The organism is Streptomyces sp. SudanB5_2050 (assembly GCF_964272335.1).
Taxonomy (GTDB): domain Bacteria; phylum Actinomycetota; class Actinomycetes; order Streptomycetales; family Streptomycetaceae; genus Streptomyces; species Streptomyces rochei.
Genome location: NZ_OZ186760.1, coordinates 4,832,318 through 4,852,328 on the forward strand (window position 1 = coordinate 4,832,318; position 20,011 = coordinate 4,852,328).

The window sequence follows — 20,011 nt, forward strand, 5'->3', positions numbered from 1 at the left end:
CGGGCGGGGTCGTGGCCGTACAGTCGATAATCGGGTGTCCGGCACGGCGACATCCACCAGTGACACGTAACGACAGGAGACGACGTGGGGACCGTAACGATCGGCGTGTCGATCGCGGTCCCGGAGCCACACGGCAGCAAGCTCCAGCAGCTGCGCGCGGGCTTCGGCGACGCCGCCGCTCACGGCATCCCCACGCACGTCACCCTGCTGCCGCCGACCGAGGTCGACGGCGGCGCGCTGCCCGCGATCGAGGCGCACCTGGCGGAGGTCGCGGCCCGCGGCCGTCCCTTCCCGATGCGCCTGTCCGGCACCGGCACCTTCCGCCCGCTCTCGCCCGTGGTCTACGTCCAGGTGGTCGAGGGCGGCGCGGCCTGCTCCTGGCTGCAGAAGCGGATCCGCGACGCCTCCGGCCCGGTCCCGCGCGAACTGCAGTTCCCGTACCACCCGCACGTCACCGTGGCGCACGGCATCGACGAGGCGGCGATGGACCGCGCCTACGAGGAGCTGTCCGACTACGAGGCCCAGTGGCCCTGCACCGGCTTCGCCCTCTACGAGCAGGGCGCCGACGGGGTGTGGCGCAAGCTGCGGGAGTTCCCGTTCGGCAGCGCCACCGTGCCCCCGCAGGCGGGCCGCGTCGAACACGACTCGGTGCCCACCCGCTAGGACCCGTCCGCCGCTACACCGGCAGCCGCCGGAACACGCCCCGCGGCAGATGCCGCAGCGCCGACATCACCACGCGCAGCGCGCCGGGCACCCACACCGTCTCCGAGCGCCGCCGCAGCCCCAGCTCGATGGCCGTGGCCACCGCCTCCGGCGTCGTGGCGAGCGGCGCCTCCTCCATGCCCTCGGTCATCCGCGACCGCACGAACCCGGGCCGTACGACCATGACGTGCACGCCGGTGCCGTGCAGCGCGTCGCCCAGGCCCTGCGCGAAGGCGTCCAGGCCGGCCTTGCTGGAGCCGTAGATGAAGTTGGCGCGCCGGGCCCGCTCGCCGGCCGCGGAGGAGAGCACCACCAGCGAGCCGTGGCCCTGGGCCTGGAGGGCGCGGGCGCTGATCAGGCACGCCGAGACCGCGCCGGTGTAGTTCGTCTGCGCCACCCGCACGGCGTTCAGCGGCTCCCGCTCGTCGTGCGCCTGGTCGCCCAGGACGCCGAAGGCGAGCAGCACCAGGTCGATGTCGCCCTCGGCGAAGACCTTGCCGAGCGCCGCCTCGTGGGACTCGGGGTCGAGCGCGTCGAAGGCGACGGTGCGCACCTCGGCACCGAGGTCGCGCAGCCGCTCCGCCGCCCGGTCCAGGGCCGGGGAGGGGCGGCCCGCCAGCCACACGGTGCGGGTGCGGCGGGCGACCAGACGGCGCGCGGTGGCGAGCGCGATCTCGGACGTACCGCCGAGGACGAGGAGGGACTGGGGGATGCCGAAGGCGTCCTTCACGACAGCTCCAGGGGTCAGAGGGCGAGGCGGCGGGCCAGGTCGGAGACGAACACCCCGCGCGGGTCCAGCTCCGCGCGCAGTGCCCGGAAGTCGGGAAGGCGCGGGTACATCGCGTCCAGCAGCTCGGGCCGCAGCCGGGAGTCCTTGGCGAGGTAGACCCGGCCGCCGGCCCGCGCGACCTCCTCGTCGAGGCCGTCGAGGAAGGCGCCGAGGCCCGGCAGGCCCGCCGGGATGTCCAGGGCGAGGGTCCAGCCGGGCACGGGGAAGGAGAGCCAGCCCGGGTCGGCCTCGCCGAAGCGCTTGAGGACGGCCAGGAAGGACGGGCAGCGGTGCTCGGAGATACGCCGCACGATCCGGCGCAGGGCGTCCGCCCGGTCGTGGCCGACGACGAACTGGTACTGCACGAAGCCGCCGCGGCCGTAGACGCGGTTCCAGTGCGGGACGCCGTCCAGGGGGTGGAAGAAGGTGGAGATCCGCTGGAGCCGGCCCCGGCTGACGCGGGGCGCCTTGCGGTACCACAGCTCGTTGAACAGGCCCACGGTCGTCCGGCTCAGCAGGCCGTCGGGGATCAGGTCGGGGGCGGCGGGCAGGCGCGAGGTGCGGAAGGCCAGCGGGTCGCGGCGCGCGCGGGAGCGCTCGGGCAGCGCGTCGAGCGGGGCGTGGTCGCCGCGGGTGAGGACCGCGCGGCCGGTGTGCGCGCCGCGCGCCAGGAGGTCGATCCAGGCGACCGAGTACCGGTAGCGGTGGTCCGTGGCGGTCAGGCGGGCCATCAGGTCGTCCAGGTCGGTGGCGCGCTCGGTGTCCACCGACATCAGCGCCGTCTCGACCGGCTGGAGCCGCACCGTGGCGGTGAGGACGACCCCGGTCAGGCCCATGCCCCCGGTGGTCGCGTCGAAGAGCGGGGTGCCCCGGTCGACGGTGCGGACCTGCCCGTCGGCGGTCAGCAGCTCGAACGACAGGACGTGCCGGGAGAAGGACCCGCAGACGTGGTGGTTCTTGCCGTGGATGTCCGCGCCGATCGCCCCGCCGACCGTCACGTAGCGGGTGCCGGGCGTCACCGGCACGAACCAGCCGAGCGGCAGCAGCACCTCCATCAGCCGGTGCAGCGAGACGCCCGCGTCGCAGAGCACGGTGCCGCCCGCGGCGTCGATGGCGTGGATCCGGTCCAGGGCCGTCATGTCGAGCACGGCGCCGCCCGCGTTCTGCGCCGCGTCCCCGTACGCCCGCCCCAGGCCCCGCGCGATGCCGCCGCGGGCACCGCAGTCCCGGACGGCGTCGGCGGCCTCCTGGTAGGTGCGGGGGCGGATCAGCCGGGCGGTGGTGGGCGCGGTGCGGCCCCAGCCGGTGACGGGACCCCACGTGGTGCCGGGGTCTCCTTCGGCGGCGGGAACGGTGTCGGCGGACATGGCGGTGACCGTATCGCCCTCATGGGAATGATTAGTTCCAAAACATTCCGATCATCCCCGAAACGGGTGATTAATGGTATGTCGCCCGATCAGGCCGTACGTCCCCGTGCCGTCGGCGTGAACAGTGAGTCCACATGGACGACCTCGACGACATGGACCACCGGATCGTGACGGCGCTCAGAGCCTGCGGCACGGACCCGCGCGTGGCCGGTGCCGCGCGTGCCCTGTCCTGGGCCGGGGAGCACGGAGCGCTGTGGCTCGCGGGGGGCCTCGCCGCGGCCGCCGTGGACGGCCCGCGCCGCGGTGCCTGGCTGCGCGGCACCGCCCTCACCGCGGGCGCCCACCTCGTCAGCATGGGGGTCAAGCGCGTGGTGCGCCGCCCGCGCCCCACCCACGTCACGCCCCTGGTGCGCACCGCCGGCCGGCACTCCTTCCCCAGCTCCCACGCCACCTCCGCCGCCGCGGCGGCCGTGGCCTTCGGCGCGCTCGGCGTGCGCGCGGCCTGGCCGCTCGCCGCCGCGGTGTGCGTCTCCCGGCTGGTCGTCGGCGTCCACTACCCCTCCGACGTCGCCGCGGGCGCGGCCCTGGGCGCGCTCACGGCCGGGCTCGGCGCCGACTGGATGCGCGGAGGCCGGCCGTGACCGACACGACCGTCCTGCGCCAACGCGCCCCCGAACAGCGGCCCGAGCCCGCGCCGTCGCGCCGCAAGGGGCTCGCGGCCGGTCTGCTGAGGACCGCCCGCCCCCGCCAGTGGGTCAAGAACGTCCTGGTCGTCGCCGCGCCGGCGGCCGCCGGCGAACTCTTCGCCCCGAACGTCCTGACCCGGCTCGCCCTGGTCTTCGTCCTGTTCACCGCCTGCGCCGCCGCCGTCTACCTGGTCAACGACGCCCGCGACGCCGAGGCCGACCGCGCCCACCCCGTCAAACGCCACCGCCCCGTGGCGGCCGGACAGGTCCCGGTGCCGGTCGCGTACGCCGTCGGGGGCGTCCTGGGCGTCTGTGCGCCGCTCGTCGCGGCCTGGCTGTGCCCGCCCGCGGTCGCGGCCCTGCTCACCGCCTACCTCGCCATGCAACTGGCGTACTGCGTCAGCCTCAAGCACGTCCTGGTCGTCGACCTCGCCGTCGTCACCACCGGCTTCCTGATGCGGGCGATGATCGGCGGACTCGCGCTCGGCATCCCGCTGTCGCGCTGGTTCCTCATCACCACCGGCTTCGGCGCGCTGTTCATGGTCTCCGCCAAGCGCTACTCGGAGGCCGTGCAGATGGCCGGGAAGGCGGGCGCCACCCGCGCGCTGCTCACCGAGTACACCACCGGCTACCTCCGCTTCGTCTGGCAGCTCGCGGCCGGCGTCGCCGTCCTCGGCTACTGCCTGTGGGCCATGGAGGAGGGCGGCGTCCCGCACACCAGCGTGCTGCCCTGGCGCCAGCTGTCCATGGTCGCCTTCATCCTCGCCGTCCTGCGCTACGCCGTCTTCGCCGACCGCGGCACGGCGGGCGAACCCGAGGACGTCGTGCTGCGCGACCGGGCCCTGGCCCTGATCGGCGTGGTGTGGGTGGCGATGTACGCCCTGGCGGTGGCCAATTGGTAGACGGCACCGCCAAGGGAACACGGCGCGAACTGATCGGCTTCGCCGCCGCCGGGCTCCTCGCCTACGCCGTCGACCTCGCCCTCTTCACCGTCCTGCGCGGCCCGGCGGGCCTCGACCCGCTCACCGCGAAGACCCTCTCCTTCGTCGCCGGCTGCACCGTCGCCTACGCCGGCAACGCCTTCGGCACCTACCGGCACACCCGCCCCCGGGGCCTGCGCCCCTACGCCGTCTTCTTCGCGGTGAACGCCGCCGGGGCCGCCGTGCAACTGCTGTGCCTGGCCGTCAGCCACTACGGCCTGGGCCTGACCTCACAGCGCGCCGACACGATCTCCGGTGCCGGAATCGGCATGGCCCTGGCCACCATCCTGCGTTTCTGGGGCACAAGAACACTGGTCTTCCGCACCGGGGACGGAACCGGTGGCACGACGGGATCATGGACCGGGACGAGCGGGGGCAGGGTCGGATCATGGACTGGCTGAAGAAGCTGCCCCTGGTGGGGCCGTGGGTGTCGCGGCTGATGACCACGCACGCGTGGCGTTCGTACGAGCGGCTGGACCGGGTGAAGTGGACGCGGCTGGCCGCCGCCATGACCTTCACCAGCTTCGTCGCGCTCTTCCCGCTGCTGAGCCTGGCCGCCGCCATCGCCGCCGCCACCCTCAGCAAGGACCAGCAGGACCAGCTCCAGGACAAGATCGCCGAGCAGATCCCCGGCATCTCCGACCAGCTGAACATCCAGAGCCTGATCGACAACGCCGGCACCGTCGGCCTCATCTCCGGCGCCCTGCTGCTGTTCACCGGCATCGGCTGGGTCGACGCCACCCGGGGCTGTCTGCGCGCCGTCTGGGAGCTGCCGGACGAGGAGGAGAACCCCGTCCTGCACCGGGCCAAGGACGGCGGCGTCCTCGTCGGGCTCGGCGGCGCCCTCCTGGTCACCGTCGCCATCTCCACCGTCGCCTCGGCACTGGTCGGCTGGATCGTCCGGCAACTGGGCCTGGGCGGCGGCTTCGGCAGCGTGCTCCTCTACGTCGCCGCGTTCGCCGTCGCCGTGCTCGCCGACTTCCTCCTGCTGCTGTACGTCCTGACCCTGCTCCCCGGCGTCCAGCCCGCCCGCCGCCGCCTGGTGGTGGCCGCGCTGATCGGCGCGATCGGCTTCGAGCTGCTGAAGCTGCTGCTGAGCGGCTATATGCAGGGCGTCGCCGCGAAGAGCATGTACGGCGCCTTCGGCGTCCCCGTCGCCCTGCTGCTGTGGATCAACTTCACCTCGAAGCTGGTGCTGTTCTGCGCCGCCTGGACGGCGACGGGGAGCAAGGAGCAGGAACTCGGGGAGCAGGAGAGCGGGGGCCTCACGGGCGCGTCCGGCGACGGACCAGGTCCGGCAGCGGCCACCTCCGGTTGATCAGCCACGCCCCGCCCGCGAGCAGCACCAGCACCCCGGCGGTGATGCCGGCCGCGACCCCGATGCCGCCGGACGAGTCCGAGGCCGGGGCCCCCGCCACCGGCTGCGTGCCCGCCGCGGCCTTGCCGGTGCCCCCGGCCTCCCCGGAGGCCGACGCGTCCGGCTGGGCGCTCGCCTGCGCGGCGCTCCTCGGCGGGACCAGCTCACCCACCGGCTTCACCTTGCCGGCCGCCGCGAAGCCCCAGTCGAAGAGGCGGGCGGTCTCCTTGTAGACCTCGTTGTGCTCGTCCTTCGCCGGGTTCATCACGGTGACCAGCAGCACCTTGCCGCCCTGCTCGGCGACGCCCGTGAAGGTGTTGCCCGCGTTGGTGGTGTGGCCGTTCTTCACGCCCGCGATGCCCGGGTAGACCTCCACGTCGGAGTCGCCGGCCAGCAGGCGGTTGGTGTTCTGGATCTCGAAGGACTCGCGGGAGGTCTTGCCCTTCTTGTCCTTCTTGGTCTCGCCCGGGAACTTGGTGCGGACCGTCGAGGCGTACTCGCGGAAGTCCTTCTTCTGCAGCCCGGAGCGGGCGAACAGCGTCAGGTCGTACGCGGAGGAGACCTGGCCCGGCGCGTCGTAGCCGTCCGGGGTGACCACGGTCGTGTCGAGGGCCTGCAACTCCTCGGCGTGCGCGTTCATCTCCGCCACGGTCTTCGGCACCCCGCCGTTCATCGCGGACAGCACGTGCACGGCGTCGTTGCCGGAGCGCAGGAAGACACCGAGCCACAGGTCGTGGACGGTGTACGTCTCCTTCTCCTTTATGCCGACCATGCTGGAGCCCGCTCCGACGCCCGCGAGGTCGGAGGGGGCGACCTCGTGCTTCGTGGACTTCGGCCACTTCGGCAGCAGCGTGTCGGCGAAGAGCATCTTCAGCGTGCTCGCCGGGGCCAGCCGCCAGTGGGCGTTGTGCGCGGCGAGCACGTCGCCGGTCTCGGCGTCGGCCACGATCCACGAGCGGGCGGTGAGGTCCTTCGGCAGCACCGGGGCCCCGCCCGCCAGGTCGACCTGCGTGCCGGGACTGCCGAGGCGCGCGCCGCCCACGCTCGACATCGAGGCGGGCGGAGTGGCGGAGGGACTCGCCGACGGACTCGTCGAGGGGCCAGGGGCGGCGAGGGCGGCGGGGGAGAGGAGACCGAGCGCGGTCAGGGCGGCGGCGGTGACCGGCAGGGAGCGCCTGACGGTCTTCATGTGTGCGGGCACGAGCGAGAACGTACCTCCCGCCGACGACGCCTTCCCACCCCGCTCCCCACCCCGCGCACGGTTCCGGACACGCGGCGGCGATACTGAAGCCATGAAGCTCAGCCGCCCCGTCTCCTGGTTCCTGCTCGCTTTCGGGGTGTGGAGCTGGATCATCTGGATCACTTTCGTCAAAAATCTGATCAAGGACAGCAGCGGGCTCGCGTTCGAGGACGGCGATCCCACGGCGTACTTCTGGGTGCACCTGCTGCTCGCCGTCGTCTCCTTCGTATTGGGGACGGTCGTGGGGGTCATCGGGTTGCGCGGGGTGCGCGCACTGCGCCGAACGTCATAGGCGTCGCGGACGTCACAACTGAGGGGAATCGACGGCATGGTGGTCGTCTTCGCGCTCGTCGCGCTGGCCGTGGTGGGCGTCATCGCGACGGCCAACTGGTACGTGTGGCGGCGCCTGTTCCGTGACACGACCCGCGGTCCCGGCCCCGTGCGCCGCGTCGGCGCGGTGGTGATCGCCGGGGGATGGGTGCTGGCGGTCGGCGCGCTGGTCGCCGAGCGCACGGGCGCTCCGTTCCCGCTCCAGCAGATCCTGGCGTGGCCGGGCTTCCTGTGGCTCGCCCTCTCCATCTACCTGCTGCTCGCCGTGCTGGCCGGCGAGGTCGTACGGCCGCTGCTGCGGCGGTTCCTGGAGCGCCGGGCGGCCGGGCGGCGGCAGGCGGAGCCGGAACCCCGCACCTCCCCGGTCGAGGACGCCGCGCGCATACCGGCCGGGACCGCCCCGCCCAAGGCCACCGAGACTCCGGACGCCGACGCCCCGGACGCCGACGCCGGTACCGGCACGCCGGCCGCCCCGGACCCGGGCAGCGCCGCCCCGGCCACCGCGCCCGAGAGCCCCCTCGCCCTCCCCTCCCGCCGCCTCTTCGTCTCCCGCGTCGTCGCCGGTGCCGCCGCCGCGGCGGCCGTCGGGACCGTCGGCTACGGCACGTACGGCGTGCTGAACGGCCCGAGCGTGAAGCGGGTCACCGTGCCGCTGGCCAAGCTTCCGCGCGCGGCGCACGGCTTCCGCATCGCCGTGGTCAGCGACATCCACCTCGGTCCGGTCCTCGGCCGGGGCTTCGCGCAGAAGGTCGTCGACACCGTCAACTCCACGCAGCCCGACCTGATCGCCGTCGTCGGCGACCTCGTCGACGGCAGCGTGAAGGACCTCGGCCCGGCGGCGGCCCCACTGGCCGGGCTCCGGGCCCGGCACGGCGCGTACTTCGTCACCGGCAACCACGAGTACTTCTCCGGCGCCGAGCAGTGGGTCGCCGAGGTGCGGCGCCTCGGCCTGATCCCGCTGGAGAACGCCCGCACCGAGCTGCCCCACTTCGACCTGGCCGGCGTCAACGACGTGGCCGGCGAGGACGAGGGCCAGGGCCCCGACTACGCCAAGGCCCTCGGCGACCGGGACCGCGCCCGCGCCTGCGTGCTCCTCGCCCACCAGCCGGTGATGATCCACGACGCCGTCGACCACGGCGTCGACCTCCAGCTCTCCGGCCACACCCACGGCGGCCAGCTCTGGCCGGGCAACCTCATCGCGGGCGCCGCCAACCCGACCCTGGCGGGCCTGGAGCGCTACGGCGACACCCAGCTGTACGTCAGCCGGGGCGCGGGCGCCTGGGGGCCGCCCACGCGCGTCGGCGCGGAGTCGGACATCACGGTGATCGAGCTGGCCTCCCGTCAGGCCTGAGGGGCGGCGCCCCTCGCGGACGAGGGCTTCCTCGCCGGGTCCGGCAGCGCCTTCGTCATCCCCGGCAGGAAGTCCGTGAACAGCTCGTGCACCTCGCGCACCAGCGGGCGCAGCACCCGGAACCGGGCCAGCACCACGCCCCGCGCGGTGAGCCGGGCGCCGCGCTCGGCGAGCCGGTAGCTGCGCTCGCGGCCCTCCGTGCGGTCGAAGATCCAGTACAGGACGAGACCCATCTGCGAGAGCCACATCAGCTCGGGCAGGATGTCCCGCAGCTCCTCGGGGACCTTGGTCTTCGCCCCGGCGAGCACCGCGCGGTGGATGCTGATCGCCTCCTCGCGCGCGTGCTCCGACTCCGGGGAGAAGGGACTGAGCGGGCTGTCCGGGTCGGCGGCGTTCTTGAAGAACTGCACCGCGAACTCGTGGTACGGCGTCGCGATGTCCAGCCAGACCTTCAGCACGCCCGCCAGGCGCGCCTCCAGGTCGGTCTCACGGGCCAGCACCTCCCGGACCGCCGCCTGGTGCTCGGCGGCGATCCGGTCGTAGAAGCCCTGGATCAGGTGCTCCTTGCCCGCGAAGTAGTAGTAGGCGTTGCCCACGGAGACGCCGGCCTCCTGGGCGATGGCCCGCATCGTCGTCCGGTCGTAGCCGCGCTCCTGGAACAGCCGCATGGCCGTCTCCAGGATCAGCGCGCGGGTCTGCTCGGACTTGCTGAGGTGGGCGCCGTCGTCGGGGCCGTCGTTCTTCGCGGGCACGGGACCAGAGCCTAGTCAGTGGCGCAGGCGCCGTCGGCACAGCCTCGTCCGGTGTACCGCCAGCCGAGGCGCGGCTCGTAGACCCACCCGTCGGCCCGGCGGTACCCGCCGCCGCCCCACCGCTGCTGACCGCCCCGCCATTTCGCGGCGGCGAGGACGGCTCCCCGGGCCAGCACCGCCCCGGTGGGCGTGGCCAGCCGGTGGGCGAGCGCGCGGTGCCCGCGCAGCGCCCACAGGACGACGACCCAGGCGGCGGGGCCCCGGTAGACCTGGCCGGCGTCGCCGACGGCGGTGACCTCGTCGAGGGTGGCCGCGTGGTCGAGGCCGGGGAAGCGCCGGCGGGCCTCGTCCGACGCGGCCGGGACCAGCTCCAGCGGGACCAGCCGCGGCTGCCGCAGCAGCCAGTCCCGGACGTGGGTGCACAGGGGGCACTCGGCGTCGTAGAGGACGGTGAGCCGGCGCACGGGGGCGCCGGCCGTCCCGGGGGCGTGGGCCATCGGCTCAGGCTCCGGCCGTCGGAGCGACCCAGCCCTGCGGCGGGACCGGCGGCACCTGCTCGCGCTCCATCATCCCGCGCCGCCGGATCTTGTTGAGCACGTACACGTTGCCCAGGTGCATCACGCCGAGCACCAGCAGCACCACGCCCAGCTTGGTGGAGAGGGCCTCGAAGACGCCGCGGGTGTCGGTGATGGTCTCGTCGCCGCTCAGGTAGAGGGCGACGAAGCCGAGGTTCACCAGATAGAAGCCGACCACCAGCAGGTGGTTGACGGCGTCGGCGAGCTTCTCGTTCCCGTGCAGCACGTCGGCGAGGAAGACCCGGCCGTTGCGGCTGAGCGTGCGGGCCACCCAGACGGTCAGACCGATGCTGACGACCAGGTAGATGACGTAGGCGATGACGGTGCGGTCCATGCCCCACCCCTTCTTGAACGCGTTCAAAACGCTGACGGAAGAGACTGTAGACCTGTTTTTGAACACGTTCAACCGGGGGGTGGGGATCAGGGGCGGCGGCCCAGCTCCGGCCGCTTCGAGTAGTCCGTGAGCCCGATGACGTTCCCCCACGGGTCGGCGAACTCGACGGTCCAGCCGGTGGCGACGGGGAACGGCTCGTCCAGCGGCGGCACTCCCGCGGCGCGCAGCTCGCGGGCGGCGGTGCGGGCGTCCGTCACCTCCAGCCACACCCGCGTGGAGGGCCACATCGGCGGCTGGCGCCCGAACTCCTCCTCCAGGCGCAGCAGGAGCCCCGGCGTCTCGACCCCCACCTTCAGCAGGGCGATCCCGGCCTCGTCCAGCCGGTAGGCGACCGGGAAGCCCGCCCGCTCGTAGAAGTCGACGGCCGCGCCGAGGTCCCCGACGGGCAGGAGCACGTTGTCGAACCCGAGCAGTTCGTACGACTCATGATCTGACATGACGTCACATTAGGTGCGTACGGCGTGAAGTCGGAGCAATCGGGGGCGAGGCGGCGGCGGGGTCACTCGTTGGGGCGGACGGTACTCCCGGGCCCCGACTTCTCTTTGTTCGCACAGTCCTGCAATATGACCGGCAGTTTTCCGCAACGTCCAGGAGTGACACCACTGTGAGCGAGCAGCCGCAGCAGCCGTCCCAGCCGCCCGGTTACGGCTACCCGAACCAGCCCCCCGGCCCGACCGGCCAGGCGGGGCCCTACGGCTACCCCCAGGGTGGCCCCCAGCAGCCCTCCGGCGGCTACCAGCAGCCCCCGGGCGGCTACCAGACCCCTTACCAGCAGGCGCCCGGCTACTACGCGGCGGACCCCAACGCGCCCTACGGCTACGACCCCTACGGTCGCCCGGTCTCCGACAAGTCGAAGATCGTCGCCGGCGTCCTCCAGCTCTTCCTCGGCAGCTTCGGCATCGGCCGCTTCTACGTCGGCAACGTCGGCATGGGCATAGCCCAGCTCCTCACCTGCGGCGGGCTCGGCTTCTGGGCGCTGATCGACGGCATCATGTTCCTGGTCAGCAACGACCGTACGGACGCCCAGGGGCGGATCCTGCGTGGCTGACGCGGCCCGGTCCGCACCGTCCGAGGGGCGGCGCCCGCCGTGGCATCCCGCGGCGGCGCCCCTCGCGGTGCTCGTCGCGGGTGCCGCGGGCGCCGGGTACCTGTGGTTCACCGACCCGCACGAATCCGGCCACCTGCTGCCCCGGTGCCCCTTCCGGTACGTCACCGGGCTGCTCTGCCCGGCCTGCGGCGGTACCCGCATGACGTACGACCTGATGCACGGTCACTTCGCCGCGGCCTGGCTGGACAACCGCGCCCTGCTGCTCGCCGCGCCCTTCGCGCTGGCGCTGTGGGGCCGCTGGACCGTGGAGGGCCTGCGCGGGCGCTTCTACCGGCCCAGGGTCGCCCCGTGGGTCCAGGTGCTGATCCTGGGGGCCGCGGTGGCCTGGACGGTGGCGCGCAACCTCGTGTGAGCGTCCCGGGCCGGCGGTGCGCCTTTGATCACAGAACGGGAACGTTTGATCGATTCCACTCCCGCTCGCCCCACCGGTCTCTCTAAGCTCCTCACGCACAGGGGGGGACGTCCACGGCGCTACGTGGACCGCCGTGCAATTCCGTGCGCGATCAGCGGTGTTCCTTCCTGGGCCCCCGGGCGGCCATCCGTCCCGGCCCGTTCCCACCTCTCCCCAGGAGCACCAGCATGACCGTCCCCCCGAACCCCGCCGCTCCCTACGGCTACGACCCGCAGGGCCGCCCGTACTCCGACAAGTCGAAGATCGTCGCCGGTCTGCTCCAGATCTTCCTGGGCGGCCTGGGCATCGGCCGGTTCTACGTGGGCTCCGTCGGCGTCGGCGTCGCCCAGCTCCTCACCTGCGGCGGCCTGGGCTTCTGGGCCCTGATCGACGGCATCCTCTTCCTGACCAGCAAGGACCGCACGGACAAGGAAGGCCGGGTGCTGCGCGGCTGACGCCGCCTCACCGCCCCGCAGTACGGCCGAGGGCCCCGATCGGGACGATCGGGGCCCTCGGCCGTGTGCTCGGCGCGTGCGGGTCAGAAGCGGCGCGTGATCAGCGCCCGCTTCACCTCCGCGATCGCCTTGGTGACCTCGATACCGCGCGGGCAGGCGTCCGTGCAGTTGAAGGTCGTGCGGCAGCGCCAGACGCCGTCGCGGTCGTTGAGGATCTCCAGCCGCTGCTCGCCGGCCTCGTCACGCGAGTCGAAGATGAAGCGGTGGGCGTTGACGATCGCGGCCGGGCCGAAGTACTGGCCGTCGTTCCAGAACACCGGGCACGAGGACGTGCACGCGGCGCACAGGATGCACTTGGTCGTGTCGTCGAAGCGCTCGCGGTCCTCGGCGGACTGCAGCCGCTCACGCGTCGGCTCGTTGGTGTCCTTCGTGATCAGGAAGGGCATCACGTCCCGGTACGCCTGGAAGAACGGCTCCATGTCGACGACCAGGTCCTTGAGGACCGTCAGGCCCTTGATGGGCTCGACCGTGATCGGCTTCTCGGGGCTGATGTCCTTGATCAGCGTCTTGCAGGCGAGGCGGTTCTTGCCGTTGATCCGCATGGCGTCCGACCCGCAGATGCCGTGCGCGCAGGAACGGCGGAAGGTCAGGCTTCCGTCCAGGTCCCACTTGATCTTGTGCAGCGCGTCGAGGACACGCTCCTTCGGGTCGATCTCCAGCTGGAAGTCTTCCCAGGTCGCCTCGGCCGAGACCTCCGGGTTGAACCGCCGGACGCGGAAGGTGACCGTGATGTACGGGGAGTCGGCGAAACCGGGCTCGGGGGCCTTGTCGCTCTTCTCCATGACAGGGGTAGCCATCAGTACTTACGCTCCATCGGCTGGTAGCGGGTCTGGACGACCGGCTTGTAGTCGAGCCGGATGGTCTCGGTGCCGTCGGCGCCCACCTCGCGGTACGCCATGGTGTGGCGCATGAAGTTGACGTCGTCGCGGTTGGGGAAGTCCTCGCGGTAGTGACCACCGCGCGACTCCTTGCGGGCGAGCGCGGACACCGCCATGACCTCGGCCAGGTCGAGCAGGTTGCCCAGCTCGACGGCCTCCAGGAGGTCGGTGTTGAAGCGCCGGCCCTTGTCCTGGATGGCGACGTTCTTGTACCGCTCGCGCAGCTCGGCGATCTTCTCGACCGCCGTCTTGATCGTCTGCTCGGTGCGGAACACCATGACGTTGGCGTCCATGGTCTCCTGCAGCTCGCGGCGCAGGGTCGCCACCCGCTCGTTGCCGGTGGAGGAGCGCAGCCGCTCGATCTGCTCGACGACCAGCGACTCCGGGTTCTCCGGCAGCTCGACGAAGTCCGCCTTCTGCGCGTACTCCGCCGCCGCGATGCCCGCCCGCTTGCCGAAGACGTTGATGTCCAGCAGCGAGTTGGTGCCCAGGCGGTTGGCGCCGTGCACGGACACGCAGGCCACCTCGCCGGCCGCGTACAGGCCCGGGACGACGGTGGTGTTGTCCGCCAGGACCTCGCCCTCGACGTTGGTCGGGATGCCGCCCATGGCGTAGTGCGCGGTCGGCTGGATCGGGATCGGGTCCGTGTAGGGCTCGATGCCGAGGTAGGTCCGCGCGAACTCCGTGATGTCGGGCAGCTTGGCGTCCAGCTGCTCCGGCGGGAGGTGGGTGAGGTCGAGGTAGACGTGGTCGCCCTCGGGACCGCAGCCGCGGCCCTCGCGGATCTCCGTGTAGATGGAGCGCGAGACGACGTCACGCGAGGCGAGGTCCTTCATGACCGGCGCGTACTTCTCCATGAAGCGCTCGCCGTCCTTGTTGCGGAGGATGCCGCCCTCACCGCGGGCGCCCTCCGTCAGCAGGATGCCCATGCGCCAGATGCCGGTCGGGTGGAACTGGAAGAACTCCATGTCCTCCAGCGGCAGCCCGCGCCGGTACACGGCCGCCTGGCCGTCACCGGTCAGCGTGTGCGCGTTGGAGGTCACCTTGAAGAACTTGCCGGTGCCGCCGGAGGCGTAGATCACGGACTTCGCCTGGAAGACGTGGATCTCGCCGGTCGCCAGCTCGTAGGCCACCACGCCGGCCGACTTCTTGACGCCGTCGACCTCGGTGATCAGCTGGTCCAGAACGTAGAACTCGTTGAAGAACTCCACGCCCTCCTTGACGCAGTTCTGGTACAGCGTCTGGAGGATCATGTGGCCGGTGCGGTCGGCCGCGTAGCAGGACCGGCGGACCGGGGCCTCGCCGTGGTTGCGGGAGTGACCGCCGAAGCGGCGCTGGTCGATCGTCCCGTTCGGCGTCCGGTTGAAGGGCAGGCCCATCTTCTCCAGGTCGAGGACCGAGTCGATGGCCTCCTTCGCCAGGATCTCGGCGGCGTCCTGGTCGACCAGGTAGTCACCGCCCTTGACCGTGTCGAAGGTGTGCCACTCCCAGTTGTCCTCCTCCACGTTGGCCAGCGCGGCGGCCATGCCGCCCTGCGCGGCGCCCGTGTGGGAGCGGGTGGGGTAGAGCTTCGTCAGGACGGCGGTGCGGCTGCGCTTCGTCGACTCGATGGCCGCGCGCATGCCGGCGCCACCGGCGCCGACGATGACGGTGTCGTACTTGTGTACCTTCATGATTTTCGCAGCCCCGTGCCTAGCGGATGTTCGGGTCGAAGGTGAAGATCACCAGCGTGCCCAGCAGGATGGTGAACACCGTGGCGGTGTAGAGCAGGCCCTTGAGCCACAGGCGGGTGTTCGGGCGCTCCGCGTAGTCGTTGATGACCGTGCGCAGGCCGTTCGCGCCGTGCAGCATCGCGAGCCAGAGCATCAGCAGGTCCCAGACCTGCCAGAACGGCGAGGCCCAGCGGCCGGCCACGAAGGCGAAGCCGATCTTGGAGACGCCGCCGTCCAGCACCAGCTGGATGAGCAGGTGGCCGATGACCAGGACGACCAGCACGACGCCGGACAGGCGCATGAAGAGCCAGGCGGCCATCTCGAAGTTGCCGCGCGTGGACTTCGGGGACTTCTTGGTCCGCTTGCGGGGCGGCTCGATCAGCGGCGCCGGGTTGTCCACGGTGTAGACGGAGGCGCCGGCGCCCTCGACGGGGCCGATGCCGGAGGCGGTGGTTTCAGTGGTCGACATGCGCGTCAGCTCCCGAACAGTTCACGAGCGGCGTGGCCGAGGACGGGGTAGATCGCCCCGAGCATCAGCACGACCCACAGACCGACGACGGTCCAGAGCATCTGCTTCTGGTAGCGGGCGCCCTTGACCCAGAAGTCGACGGCGATGACACGCAGGCCGTTGAGCGCGTGGAACAGGATGGCGGCCACCAGGCCGTACTCCAGAAGCGCGACGATCGGCGTCTTGTACGTGGCCACGACGGTGTCGTAGGCCTCGGGGGACACACGGACGAGAGCGGTGTCCAGCACGTGGACGAACAGGAAGAAGAAAATGAGGACGCCGGTGACTCGGTGAGCCACCCAGGACCACATTCCTTCCCGGCCGCGGTACAGCGTTCCAGCCGGCACGGAAGTTTCCTCCGGGAGCGGGGATTGGGGCCGCGCCGGCTTTCCTTGTCGGTCGGGCCCGGCCGGGTACGGTCCACCGGCCCCCAGCATCGTAGCGACGGTTGCCTGCGGCGCTTACGGGGGGCCTGCTTGTGTGATCAAAGTTGCACTCAAAGGAGCAGTGGGGTGACTGCGCGGCGGCTCGAGGGGGTGGGGCTTTCGGGCGGTTTGCCGGGTGCGGGCCGTCAGTGGCCGGTCGCGCGGTTCCCCGCGCCCCCGAGGGTGTCGGCCAGCCTGCCTCTCGCCAGGCGCCGAAGCTCGTCCGCCGCTACCTGGCGTTCCTCGTCGGGATCGTTCGCCAATCGTGACCGGATGCCCGCGAGGACGTGGTCCAGGGCCTCGTTCGCGGGCATGCCGTCCAGGCAGATGACGAACGCGTGTCCGAAACGGCTCTCGTAGGCCGCGGTCGCCGCGTTCAGGGCCGTGTGGGCCGCCGCGTAGGTGTCCTCCGGGAGGGGCGGGAGGCTCTCCGCGGCCAGCGCCTCCGTCAGGTCGTCCGGGGAGAGGTCGTACGCCGCCTCGTCCGCGGCCGCCAGGAGGGACGGGAGGTCGGGGTAGGGGCGGTGGGAGGTCAGGCGGTGGGCCCAGTGTCGGCTGTTCAGGCAGGTCAGGAGGGTGAGGGCGGCCTCGTCGGCGGGCGCCGTGTTGAAGCGCTCCAGCGAAGAGGAGGTTGCCGGTGTGGCGCGGGTTTGCACCGGTACCGGTATGGCCACTCGGCCGGAAAGGTCTGGAAGACGGTGCACGGGCAGCGTGGTCCTCGTGGGCGTCACGTGTGTGTCGGCAGGGGATTGTGCGAAGGAAGTGGCGTCACGTTATCGAGTGACGGCATGGCGTGTCCGACCGATGCCCGAATTTCACCTGAACGGGAGAGTTTCAGAACATGTGGTGGACGCATGGTGAGGCTCGCGGCCCTAGGTTGGCGCTGTGAGCCAGCACGGACGCCGGACACCGGCGAACAAGGTCAGGCAGCGGGCCGTGATCGCCGGCACGGTGGTCGCCGCCCTCGGCGTGGGAGTCGGCCTGTGGGCCACCGACGGGGACGGAGGGGCCGGCGGTCCGGCCGCCCGCGCCTCCGGGGAGGCCGCGGCGCCGAGCCCCAGCCGCTCGTACCCGCTCTCCGAGGCGCCGCGCACGATACCGGCCGTGCGGGAGCACACCCCCGCCCGCGGACCGGGGTGGCAGCCCGAGAAGGACCACCGCGTGGTCGTCGCCGACGCCTCCCTCGCCGACGAGGGGCGTCTGATCGCGGGCGAGCTGGGGCTGACGTACGCGGGGGAGAAGGACGACGAGCGCGCCGGGGACCTGCTGCTCGACGTCGAGGAGGACAAGGGCGCGGACCCGGAGTCGTACACCATGACCGTGCGCGACGGCCGCGTCACCGTCACCGGGCCGGCCGAGGCGGGCGTCTACTACGGCACCCGCACCCTGAAGCAGGCCGTGGACGGCGGCGGTACCGCGCCGGAGGGCGAGGTGAAGGACGAGCCGGCCAAGGAGCGGCGCGGCTTCATGCTGGACATCGCCCGCAAGCACTACGACGCCGACTGGATCAAGGACCGGATACGTGAGCTGGGCGACCTGAAGTTCAACGAGCTGGGCCTGCACTTCTCCGACGACCAGGCCTTCCGCATCGAGTCCGACTCGCACCCCGAGGTCGTCTCCGGGGACCACCTCACCAAGGCCGAGGTCAAGGAGATCGTCGACCTCGCCGCCTCCCGGCACATCACCGTCGTCCCCGAGATCGACTCGCCCGGGCACCTGGGCGCGGTGATCGCCGCCCACCCGGACCTCCAGCTGCGCAACGCGCAGGGCACGCCCACCCGCGGCGCGATCGACATCTCCGATCCCGAGGCCGCCGAGATCGTCGACGACCTGCTCGACGAGTACGCCGACCTCTTCCCCGGCTCCCAGTTCCACCTGGGCGCCGACGAGTACCAGGCCCTCGTGGTGTCCGACCCCGAGGCGTCCTACCCGGACCTGGCCGCCGCCGCCCGCAAGGCCTACGGCTCCGGCGGCACCGTCGCCGACCTCACCACCGGCTGGCTCAACGACCGGGCCAAGACGGTCATGGCCCACGACCGCACACCGCGCGCCTGGAACGACGGCTTCTTCAAGGACACGTCCGTCGAGCCGCTGAAGGAGATCAAGGTCGCCTACTGGACCGGCAAGGAGATCGGCGCCCGGCAGCCGGTCGAGTACCTGAGGGCGGGCCGCGAGGTCATCAACTACAACGACGAGTTCCTCTACTACGTGCTCGGGGAACCGCAGACCTTCGTCTACCCCACCGGCGAGCGCATCTACGAGCAGTGGACCCCGCGCGTCATCCGGGGCACGACGCCGGTCGACGCCGAGTACGACGACCAGATACTCGGCGGCAGCTTCGCCGTCTGGGGCGACATCCCGAGCGCCCAGACACAGGCGCAGGTCGCCGACGGCATCCGGCTGCCGCTGGCGGCGACGGTCCAGAAACTGTGGGACCCCGACAAGCCCGAGCTGTCCTGGACCGACTTCAAGGCGCTGGCGAACCGCCTCGACTGAACCGTCCGCCCCCGCCCCCGCCGCAGGAGATTGTCCGAACGGGCTGCGGACCGCCGTACGCCTGTGGTGGTCTTTTCGCGAGCCGAACGGACACGCCGGGGGGAGCCGGGACATGGGCTACTGGGGGTATTTCGTCGTGGGCCGCGCCGAGCGGCCGCTCGCGGAACTGGACGCGCTGTCCGGCGCCGCGGACATGACCCTGCGCCGGTCCGCGCCGGACGGCTGGCAGGTGTGGGAGTTCCCGGGCGGCGACGGCGACGTCGGGAACATGAACGACCTGGCCGGGCAGACCGGCGCGCCCGCGCTCTTCGGGTACGTCATGGACAGCGACTGCGTGGTCGTGGAGGCGGCGGCGCCCGAGAGCGGGGCGTGGACGACCTGCCTCGCGCGCTCCGCGATGGCCGGCTACCTCGGGGCCGAGAAGGAGGGCCTCACGCTGGAGGACTACTTCCTCGAGCCCCGCGACGCCGCCGAGCGTGCCGTCGCCTGGGCCGCGGAGGCCGGACACACCGCGAGCGCCGGGGAGCTGACGGAGGTGCTGTCGGCCGATCCGGGGAGCGGTCCGGGGCCGGGGTCCGCCACCGGCGCCGACGGCGGCATCGACTCCGACCCGGTGGCCGAAAAGCTCTTCTTCCGGTTCCTCGACCGGCTGGGCGTGGTGCCGCTGTGACACTCCCGGGCCGTCGCGCGCAGTAAGGGGAAGCGCGGGCTCCGTGGCCGTGTGCGGGGCAGGACGGCAGAAAAGGGGAGGCACCGGATGAGCCTGGTGGAACTGATCGCGCGGGCCGACGCCCGCGGACTCGCCGGGAGCGGACTGGCTTGTTTGGATCGCTGCGTCCCCTTGCTGGACGGCGACGACGAGATCCTGCGGCCCCTGTGGGCGACCCTCGCCGACGACGCGCCGCCCGGTCCCGGCTGGGCGCGGGAACTGGAACGGGCGCGGGACGCGCTGGCCGGCCCCGACGCGAGCGGCGAGGACGAGGCCGTGCTGCTGGCCCGCCGGATGCTGGCCGCCGCGCCCGCCGAGTGCTCGGGCGCCGGGATACGGACCTGGGCCGACGCCTGCTCCGTGGCCTCGCTCCGCATCCACCGCCTCCTCGACCCGGCCGGGGACGCGGCCGGGGAGGACCTCCGCCGGCAGGACGGCGCCGAGTCCCCGTCGCCGCTGGTCGCCGCGGAACTGCGCCGCCAGCTCACCGTCCTGAACGCACTCACCGGCCACGGCCCGGCCGGGCTGCGGCGCGCCCTGGAGATCTCCACGGAGGGCCGCCGTGTCCTGCGCGCGGTGGTCTCGCGCCGCGCCCGCGGCCGCGCCTGACGTCGAGGCCGGCTCCGCACCGGCGGCCTGTGACCGTCCTGCGCACGACCCGCGACAGCCGTGCGGTGGTCGTGGGGGAGGTGGGGCGGTCCTGCGCCGGTTGCGGGACGGGCGGCGCATCCGGGTGACGAAACGCCGGCCGGCGGCGCTCTAGCCC

At 72.3% G+C, this 20,011-nt stretch carries 25 protein-coding genes; 13 read left to right on the plus strand and 12 right to left on the minus strand.

All coding sequences use genetic code 11. The features are described 5' to 3' along the window. Window positions 1-84 precede the first annotated feature (84 nt). Entirely contained in the window at window positions 85-663 is a 579-nt protein-coding gene (locus tag ACFZP7_RS21645; RefSeq protein WP_019330032.1) for a 2'-5' RNA ligase family protein, read from the plus strand. Window positions 664-676: 13 nt separating this feature from the next. Here the strand turns inward: ACFZP7_RS21645 and ACFZP7_RS21650 are convergent, their stop codons facing one another. Continuing rightward, window positions 677-1,432: a decaprenylphospho-beta-D-erythro-pentofuranosid-2-ulose 2-reductase gene (locus ACFZP7_RS21650; protein ID WP_385635294.1), complete on the minus strand. Its 756-nt coding sequence runs from the start codon at window positions 1,430-1,432 to the stop codon at window positions 677-679. A gap of 14 nt (window positions 1,433-1,446) precedes the next feature. Continuing rightward, complete coding sequence (locus ACFZP7_RS21655; RefSeq protein ID WP_019330034.1) at window positions 1,447-2,838, minus strand: FAD-binding protein; 1,392 nt, start codon at window positions 2,836-2,838, stop codon at window positions 1,447-1,449. Window positions 2,839-2,972: 134 nt separating this feature from the next. Here ACFZP7_RS21655 and ACFZP7_RS21660 point away from each other — a divergent pair, with 134 nt between their 5' ends. From ACFZP7_RS21660 to ACFZP7_RS21675, 4 genes are read left to right on the plus strand one after another with little or no spacing between them, the layout of a single operon-like run. Next, window positions 2,973-3,479: a phosphatase PAP2 family protein gene (locus ACFZP7_RS21660; protein ID WP_019330035.1), complete on the plus strand. Its 507-nt coding sequence runs from the start codon at window positions 2,973-2,975 to the stop codon at window positions 3,477-3,479. After that, window positions 3,476-4,426, plus strand: coding sequence for a decaprenyl-phosphate phosphoribosyltransferase (locus ACFZP7_RS21665; RefSeq protein WP_019330036.1), 951 nt, complete (start codon window positions 3,476-3,478; stop codon window positions 4,424-4,426). Before ACFZP7_RS21660 ends, ACFZP7_RS21665 begins: the two co-directional genes overlap by 4 nt. Then, the gene (locus ACFZP7_RS21670) at window positions 4,420-4,905 is read left to right on the plus strand and encodes a GtrA family protein (protein WP_019330037.1); all 486 of its coding nucleotides are present in this window, start codon (window positions 4,420-4,422) and stop codon (window positions 4,903-4,905) included. The genes ACFZP7_RS21665 and ACFZP7_RS21670 overlap by 7 nt, the downstream gene beginning before the upstream one ends. Beyond that, window positions 4,893-5,822, plus strand: a complete 930-nt coding sequence (locus tag ACFZP7_RS21675) for a YihY/virulence factor BrkB family protein (RefSeq protein ID WP_175438063.1) — start codon at window positions 4,893-4,895, stop codon at window positions 5,820-5,822. The genes ACFZP7_RS21670 and ACFZP7_RS21675 overlap by 13 nt, the downstream gene beginning before the upstream one ends. Here ACFZP7_RS21675 and ACFZP7_RS21680 read toward each other — a convergent pair. Beyond that, complete coding sequence (locus ACFZP7_RS21680; RefSeq protein ID WP_385635296.1) at window positions 5,770-7,062, minus strand: D-alanyl-D-alanine carboxypeptidase family protein; 1,293 nt, start codon at window positions 7,060-7,062, stop codon at window positions 5,770-5,772. The genes ACFZP7_RS21675 and ACFZP7_RS21680 overlap by 53 nt on opposite strands. A gap of 91 nt (window positions 7,063-7,153) precedes the next feature. Between ACFZP7_RS21680 and ACFZP7_RS21685 the strand changes: the two genes are divergently transcribed. Then, the gene (locus ACFZP7_RS21685; RefSeq protein WP_029394383.1) at window positions 7,154-7,393 is read left to right on the plus strand and encodes an SCO4848 family membrane protein; all 240 of its coding nucleotides are present in this window, start codon (window positions 7,154-7,156) and stop codon (window positions 7,391-7,393) included. Window positions 7,394-7,429: 36 nt separating this feature from the next. After that, window positions 7,430-8,782 carry a metallophosphoesterase gene (locus ACFZP7_RS21690; protein ID WP_385635298.1) on the plus strand — a complete coding sequence of 451 codons (1,353 nt, stop codon included), beginning with the start codon at window positions 7,430-7,432 and terminating at the stop codon, window positions 8,780-8,782. On the opposite strand, the gene ACFZP7_RS21695 is transcribed toward ACFZP7_RS21690, so the two are convergent. From ACFZP7_RS21695 to ACFZP7_RS21710, 4 genes are all read right to left on the minus strand, one after another. Continuing rightward, the gene (locus tag ACFZP7_RS21695; RefSeq protein ID WP_030978595.1) at window positions 8,773-9,534 is read right to left on the minus strand and encodes a TetR/AcrR family transcriptional regulator; all 762 of its coding nucleotides are present in this window, start codon (window positions 9,532-9,534) and stop codon (window positions 8,773-8,775) included. The genes ACFZP7_RS21690 and ACFZP7_RS21695 overlap by 10 nt on opposite strands. Before the next feature lie 11 nt (window positions 9,535-9,545). Then, entirely contained in the window at window positions 9,546-10,031 is a 486-nt protein-coding gene (locus ACFZP7_RS21700; RefSeq protein WP_127445501.1) for a thiol-disulfide oxidoreductase DCC family protein, read from the minus strand. 4 nt (window positions 10,032-10,035) lie between these two features. After that, entirely contained in the window at window positions 10,036-10,443 is a 408-nt protein-coding gene (locus tag ACFZP7_RS21705; protein WP_164288947.1) for a hypothetical protein, read from the minus strand. 86 nt (window positions 10,444-10,529) lie between these two features. Then, window positions 10,530-10,940 carry a VOC family protein gene (locus tag ACFZP7_RS21710; protein WP_019330046.1) on the minus strand — a complete coding sequence of 137 codons (411 nt, stop codon included), beginning with the start codon at window positions 10,938-10,940 and terminating at the stop codon, window positions 10,530-10,532. A 167-nt stretch (window positions 10,941-11,107) separates the two neighbouring features. Between ACFZP7_RS21710 and ACFZP7_RS21715 the strand changes: the two genes are divergently transcribed. From ACFZP7_RS21715 to ACFZP7_RS21725, 3 genes are all read left to right on the plus strand, one after another. After that, entirely contained in the window at window positions 11,108-11,551 is a 444-nt protein-coding gene (locus tag ACFZP7_RS21715; RefSeq protein WP_019330047.1) for a TM2 domain-containing protein, read from the plus strand. Further along, on the plus strand, window positions 11,544-11,963 hold the full coding sequence (locus tag ACFZP7_RS21720) for a DUF2752 domain-containing protein (RefSeq protein ID WP_019330048.1): 420 nt from the start codon (window positions 11,544-11,546) through the stop codon (window positions 11,961-11,963). The genes ACFZP7_RS21715 and ACFZP7_RS21720 overlap by 8 nt, the downstream gene beginning before the upstream one ends. Window positions 11,964-12,190: 227 nt before the next feature. Next, entirely contained in the window at window positions 12,191-12,457 is a 267-nt protein-coding gene (locus ACFZP7_RS21725; protein WP_019330049.1) for a TM2 domain-containing protein, read from the plus strand. Between the two features lie 83 nt (window positions 12,458-12,540). On the opposite strand, the gene ACFZP7_RS21730 is transcribed toward ACFZP7_RS21725, so the two are convergent. From ACFZP7_RS21730 to ACFZP7_RS21750, 5 genes are all read right to left on the minus strand, one after another. Further along, on the minus strand, window positions 12,541-13,314 hold the full coding sequence (locus ACFZP7_RS21730) for a succinate dehydrogenase iron-sulfur subunit (protein WP_029394386.1): 774 nt from the start codon (window positions 13,312-13,314) through the stop codon (window positions 12,541-12,543). Next, window positions 13,314-15,068 (minus strand): succinate dehydrogenase flavoprotein subunit, encoded by a 1,755-nt coding sequence (sdhA, locus tag ACFZP7_RS21735; protein ID WP_030978599.1) that lies wholly within the window; start codon window positions 15,066-15,068, stop codon window positions 13,314-13,316. The genes ACFZP7_RS21730 and sdhA overlap by 1 nt, the downstream gene beginning before the upstream one ends. Window positions 15,069-15,087: 19 nt before the next feature. After that, window positions 15,088-15,576: a succinate dehydrogenase hydrophobic membrane anchor subunit gene (locus ACFZP7_RS21740; RefSeq protein ID WP_019330052.1), complete on the minus strand. Its 489-nt coding sequence runs from the start codon at window positions 15,574-15,576 to the stop codon at window positions 15,088-15,090. 5 nt (window positions 15,577-15,581) lie between these two features. Continuing rightward, entirely contained in the window at window positions 15,582-15,962 is a 381-nt protein-coding gene (sdhC, locus tag ACFZP7_RS21745; protein WP_073724827.1) for a succinate dehydrogenase, cytochrome b556 subunit, read from the minus strand. A 224-nt stretch (window positions 15,963-16,186) separates the two neighbouring features. Then, window positions 16,187-16,696, minus strand: a complete 510-nt coding sequence (locus tag ACFZP7_RS21750; RefSeq protein ID WP_136236078.1) for a 2-oxo-4-hydroxy-4-carboxy-5-ureidoimidazoline decarboxylase — start codon at window positions 16,694-16,696, stop codon at window positions 16,187-16,189. Between the two features lie 229 nt (window positions 16,697-16,925). Here ACFZP7_RS21750 and ACFZP7_RS21755 point away from each other — a divergent pair, with 229 nt between their 5' ends. From ACFZP7_RS21755 to ACFZP7_RS21765, 3 genes are all read left to right on the plus strand, one after another. Next, window positions 16,926-18,536 carry a glycoside hydrolase family 20 protein gene (locus ACFZP7_RS21755; RefSeq protein WP_385635301.1) on the plus strand — a complete coding sequence of 537 codons (1,611 nt, stop codon included), beginning with the start codon at window positions 16,926-16,928 and terminating at the stop codon, window positions 18,534-18,536. A 112-nt stretch (window positions 18,537-18,648) separates the two neighbouring features. Continuing rightward, on the plus strand, window positions 18,649-19,206 hold the full coding sequence (locus ACFZP7_RS21760) for a hypothetical protein (protein ID WP_385635303.1): 558 nt from the start codon (window positions 18,649-18,651) through the stop codon (window positions 19,204-19,206). A gap of 87 nt (window positions 19,207-19,293) precedes the next feature. Then, entirely contained in the window at window positions 19,294-19,854 is a 561-nt protein-coding gene (locus ACFZP7_RS21765) for a hypothetical protein (RefSeq protein WP_385635305.1), read from the plus strand. Window positions 19,855-20,011: the final 157 nt, after the last annotated feature.

What these genes read in the sequence shown, in the direction of transcription:
- ACFZP7_RS21725 (WP_019330049.1), top strand. Translation starts at nt 12,191, where the DNA reads ATGACCGTCCCCCCGAACCCCGCCGCTCCCTACGGCTACGACCCGCAG.
- ACFZP7_RS21655 (WP_019330034.1), bottom strand. Translation starts at nt 2,838, where the DNA reads ATGTCCGCCGACACCGTTCCCGCCGCCGAAGGAGACCCCGGCACCACG.
- ACFZP7_RS21740 (WP_019330052.1), bottom strand. Translation starts at nt 15,576, where the DNA reads ATGTCGACCACTGAAACCACCGCCTCCGGCATCGGCCCCGTCGAGGGC.
- ACFZP7_RS21675 (WP_175438063.1), top strand. Translation starts at nt 4,893, where the DNA reads ATGGACTGGCTGAAGAAGCTGCCCCTGGTGGGGCCGTGGGTGTCGCGG.
- ACFZP7_RS21705 (WP_164288947.1), bottom strand. Translation starts at nt 10,443, where the DNA reads ATGGACCGCACCGTCATCGCCTACGTCATCTACCTGGTCGTCAGCATC.
- ACFZP7_RS21760 (WP_385635303.1), top strand. Translation starts at nt 18,649, where the DNA reads ATGGGCTACTGGGGGTATTTCGTCGTGGGCCGCGCCGAGCGGCCGCTC.
- ACFZP7_RS21765 (WP_385635305.1), top strand. Translation starts at nt 19,294, where the DNA reads ATGAGCCTGGTGGAACTGATCGCGCGGGCCGACGCCCGCGGACTCGCC.
- ACFZP7_RS21660 (WP_019330035.1), top strand. Translation starts at nt 2,973, where the DNA reads ATGGACGACCTCGACGACATGGACCACCGGATCGTGACGGCGCTCAGA.
- ACFZP7_RS21685 (WP_029394383.1), top strand. Translation starts at nt 7,154, where the DNA reads ATGAAGCTCAGCCGCCCCGTCTCCTGGTTCCTGCTCGCTTTCGGGGTG.
- ACFZP7_RS21690 (WP_385635298.1), top strand. Translation starts at nt 7,430, where the DNA reads ATGGTGGTCGTCTTCGCGCTCGTCGCGCTGGCCGTGGTGGGCGTCATC.
- sdhA (WP_030978599.1), bottom strand. Translation starts at nt 15,068, where the DNA reads ATGAAGGTACACAAGTACGACACCGTCATCGTCGGCGCCGGTGGCGCC.
- ACFZP7_RS21730 (WP_029394386.1), bottom strand. Translation starts at nt 13,314, where the DNA reads ATGGCTACCCCTGTCATGGAGAAGAGCGACAAGGCCCCCGAGCCCGGT.
- ACFZP7_RS21710 (WP_019330046.1), bottom strand. Translation starts at nt 10,940, where the DNA reads ATGTCAGATCATGAGTCGTACGAACTGCTCGGGTTCGACAACGTGCTC.
- ACFZP7_RS21700 (WP_127445501.1), bottom strand. Translation starts at nt 10,031, where the DNA reads ATGGCCCACGCCCCCGGGACGGCCGGCGCCCCCGTGCGCCGGCTCACC.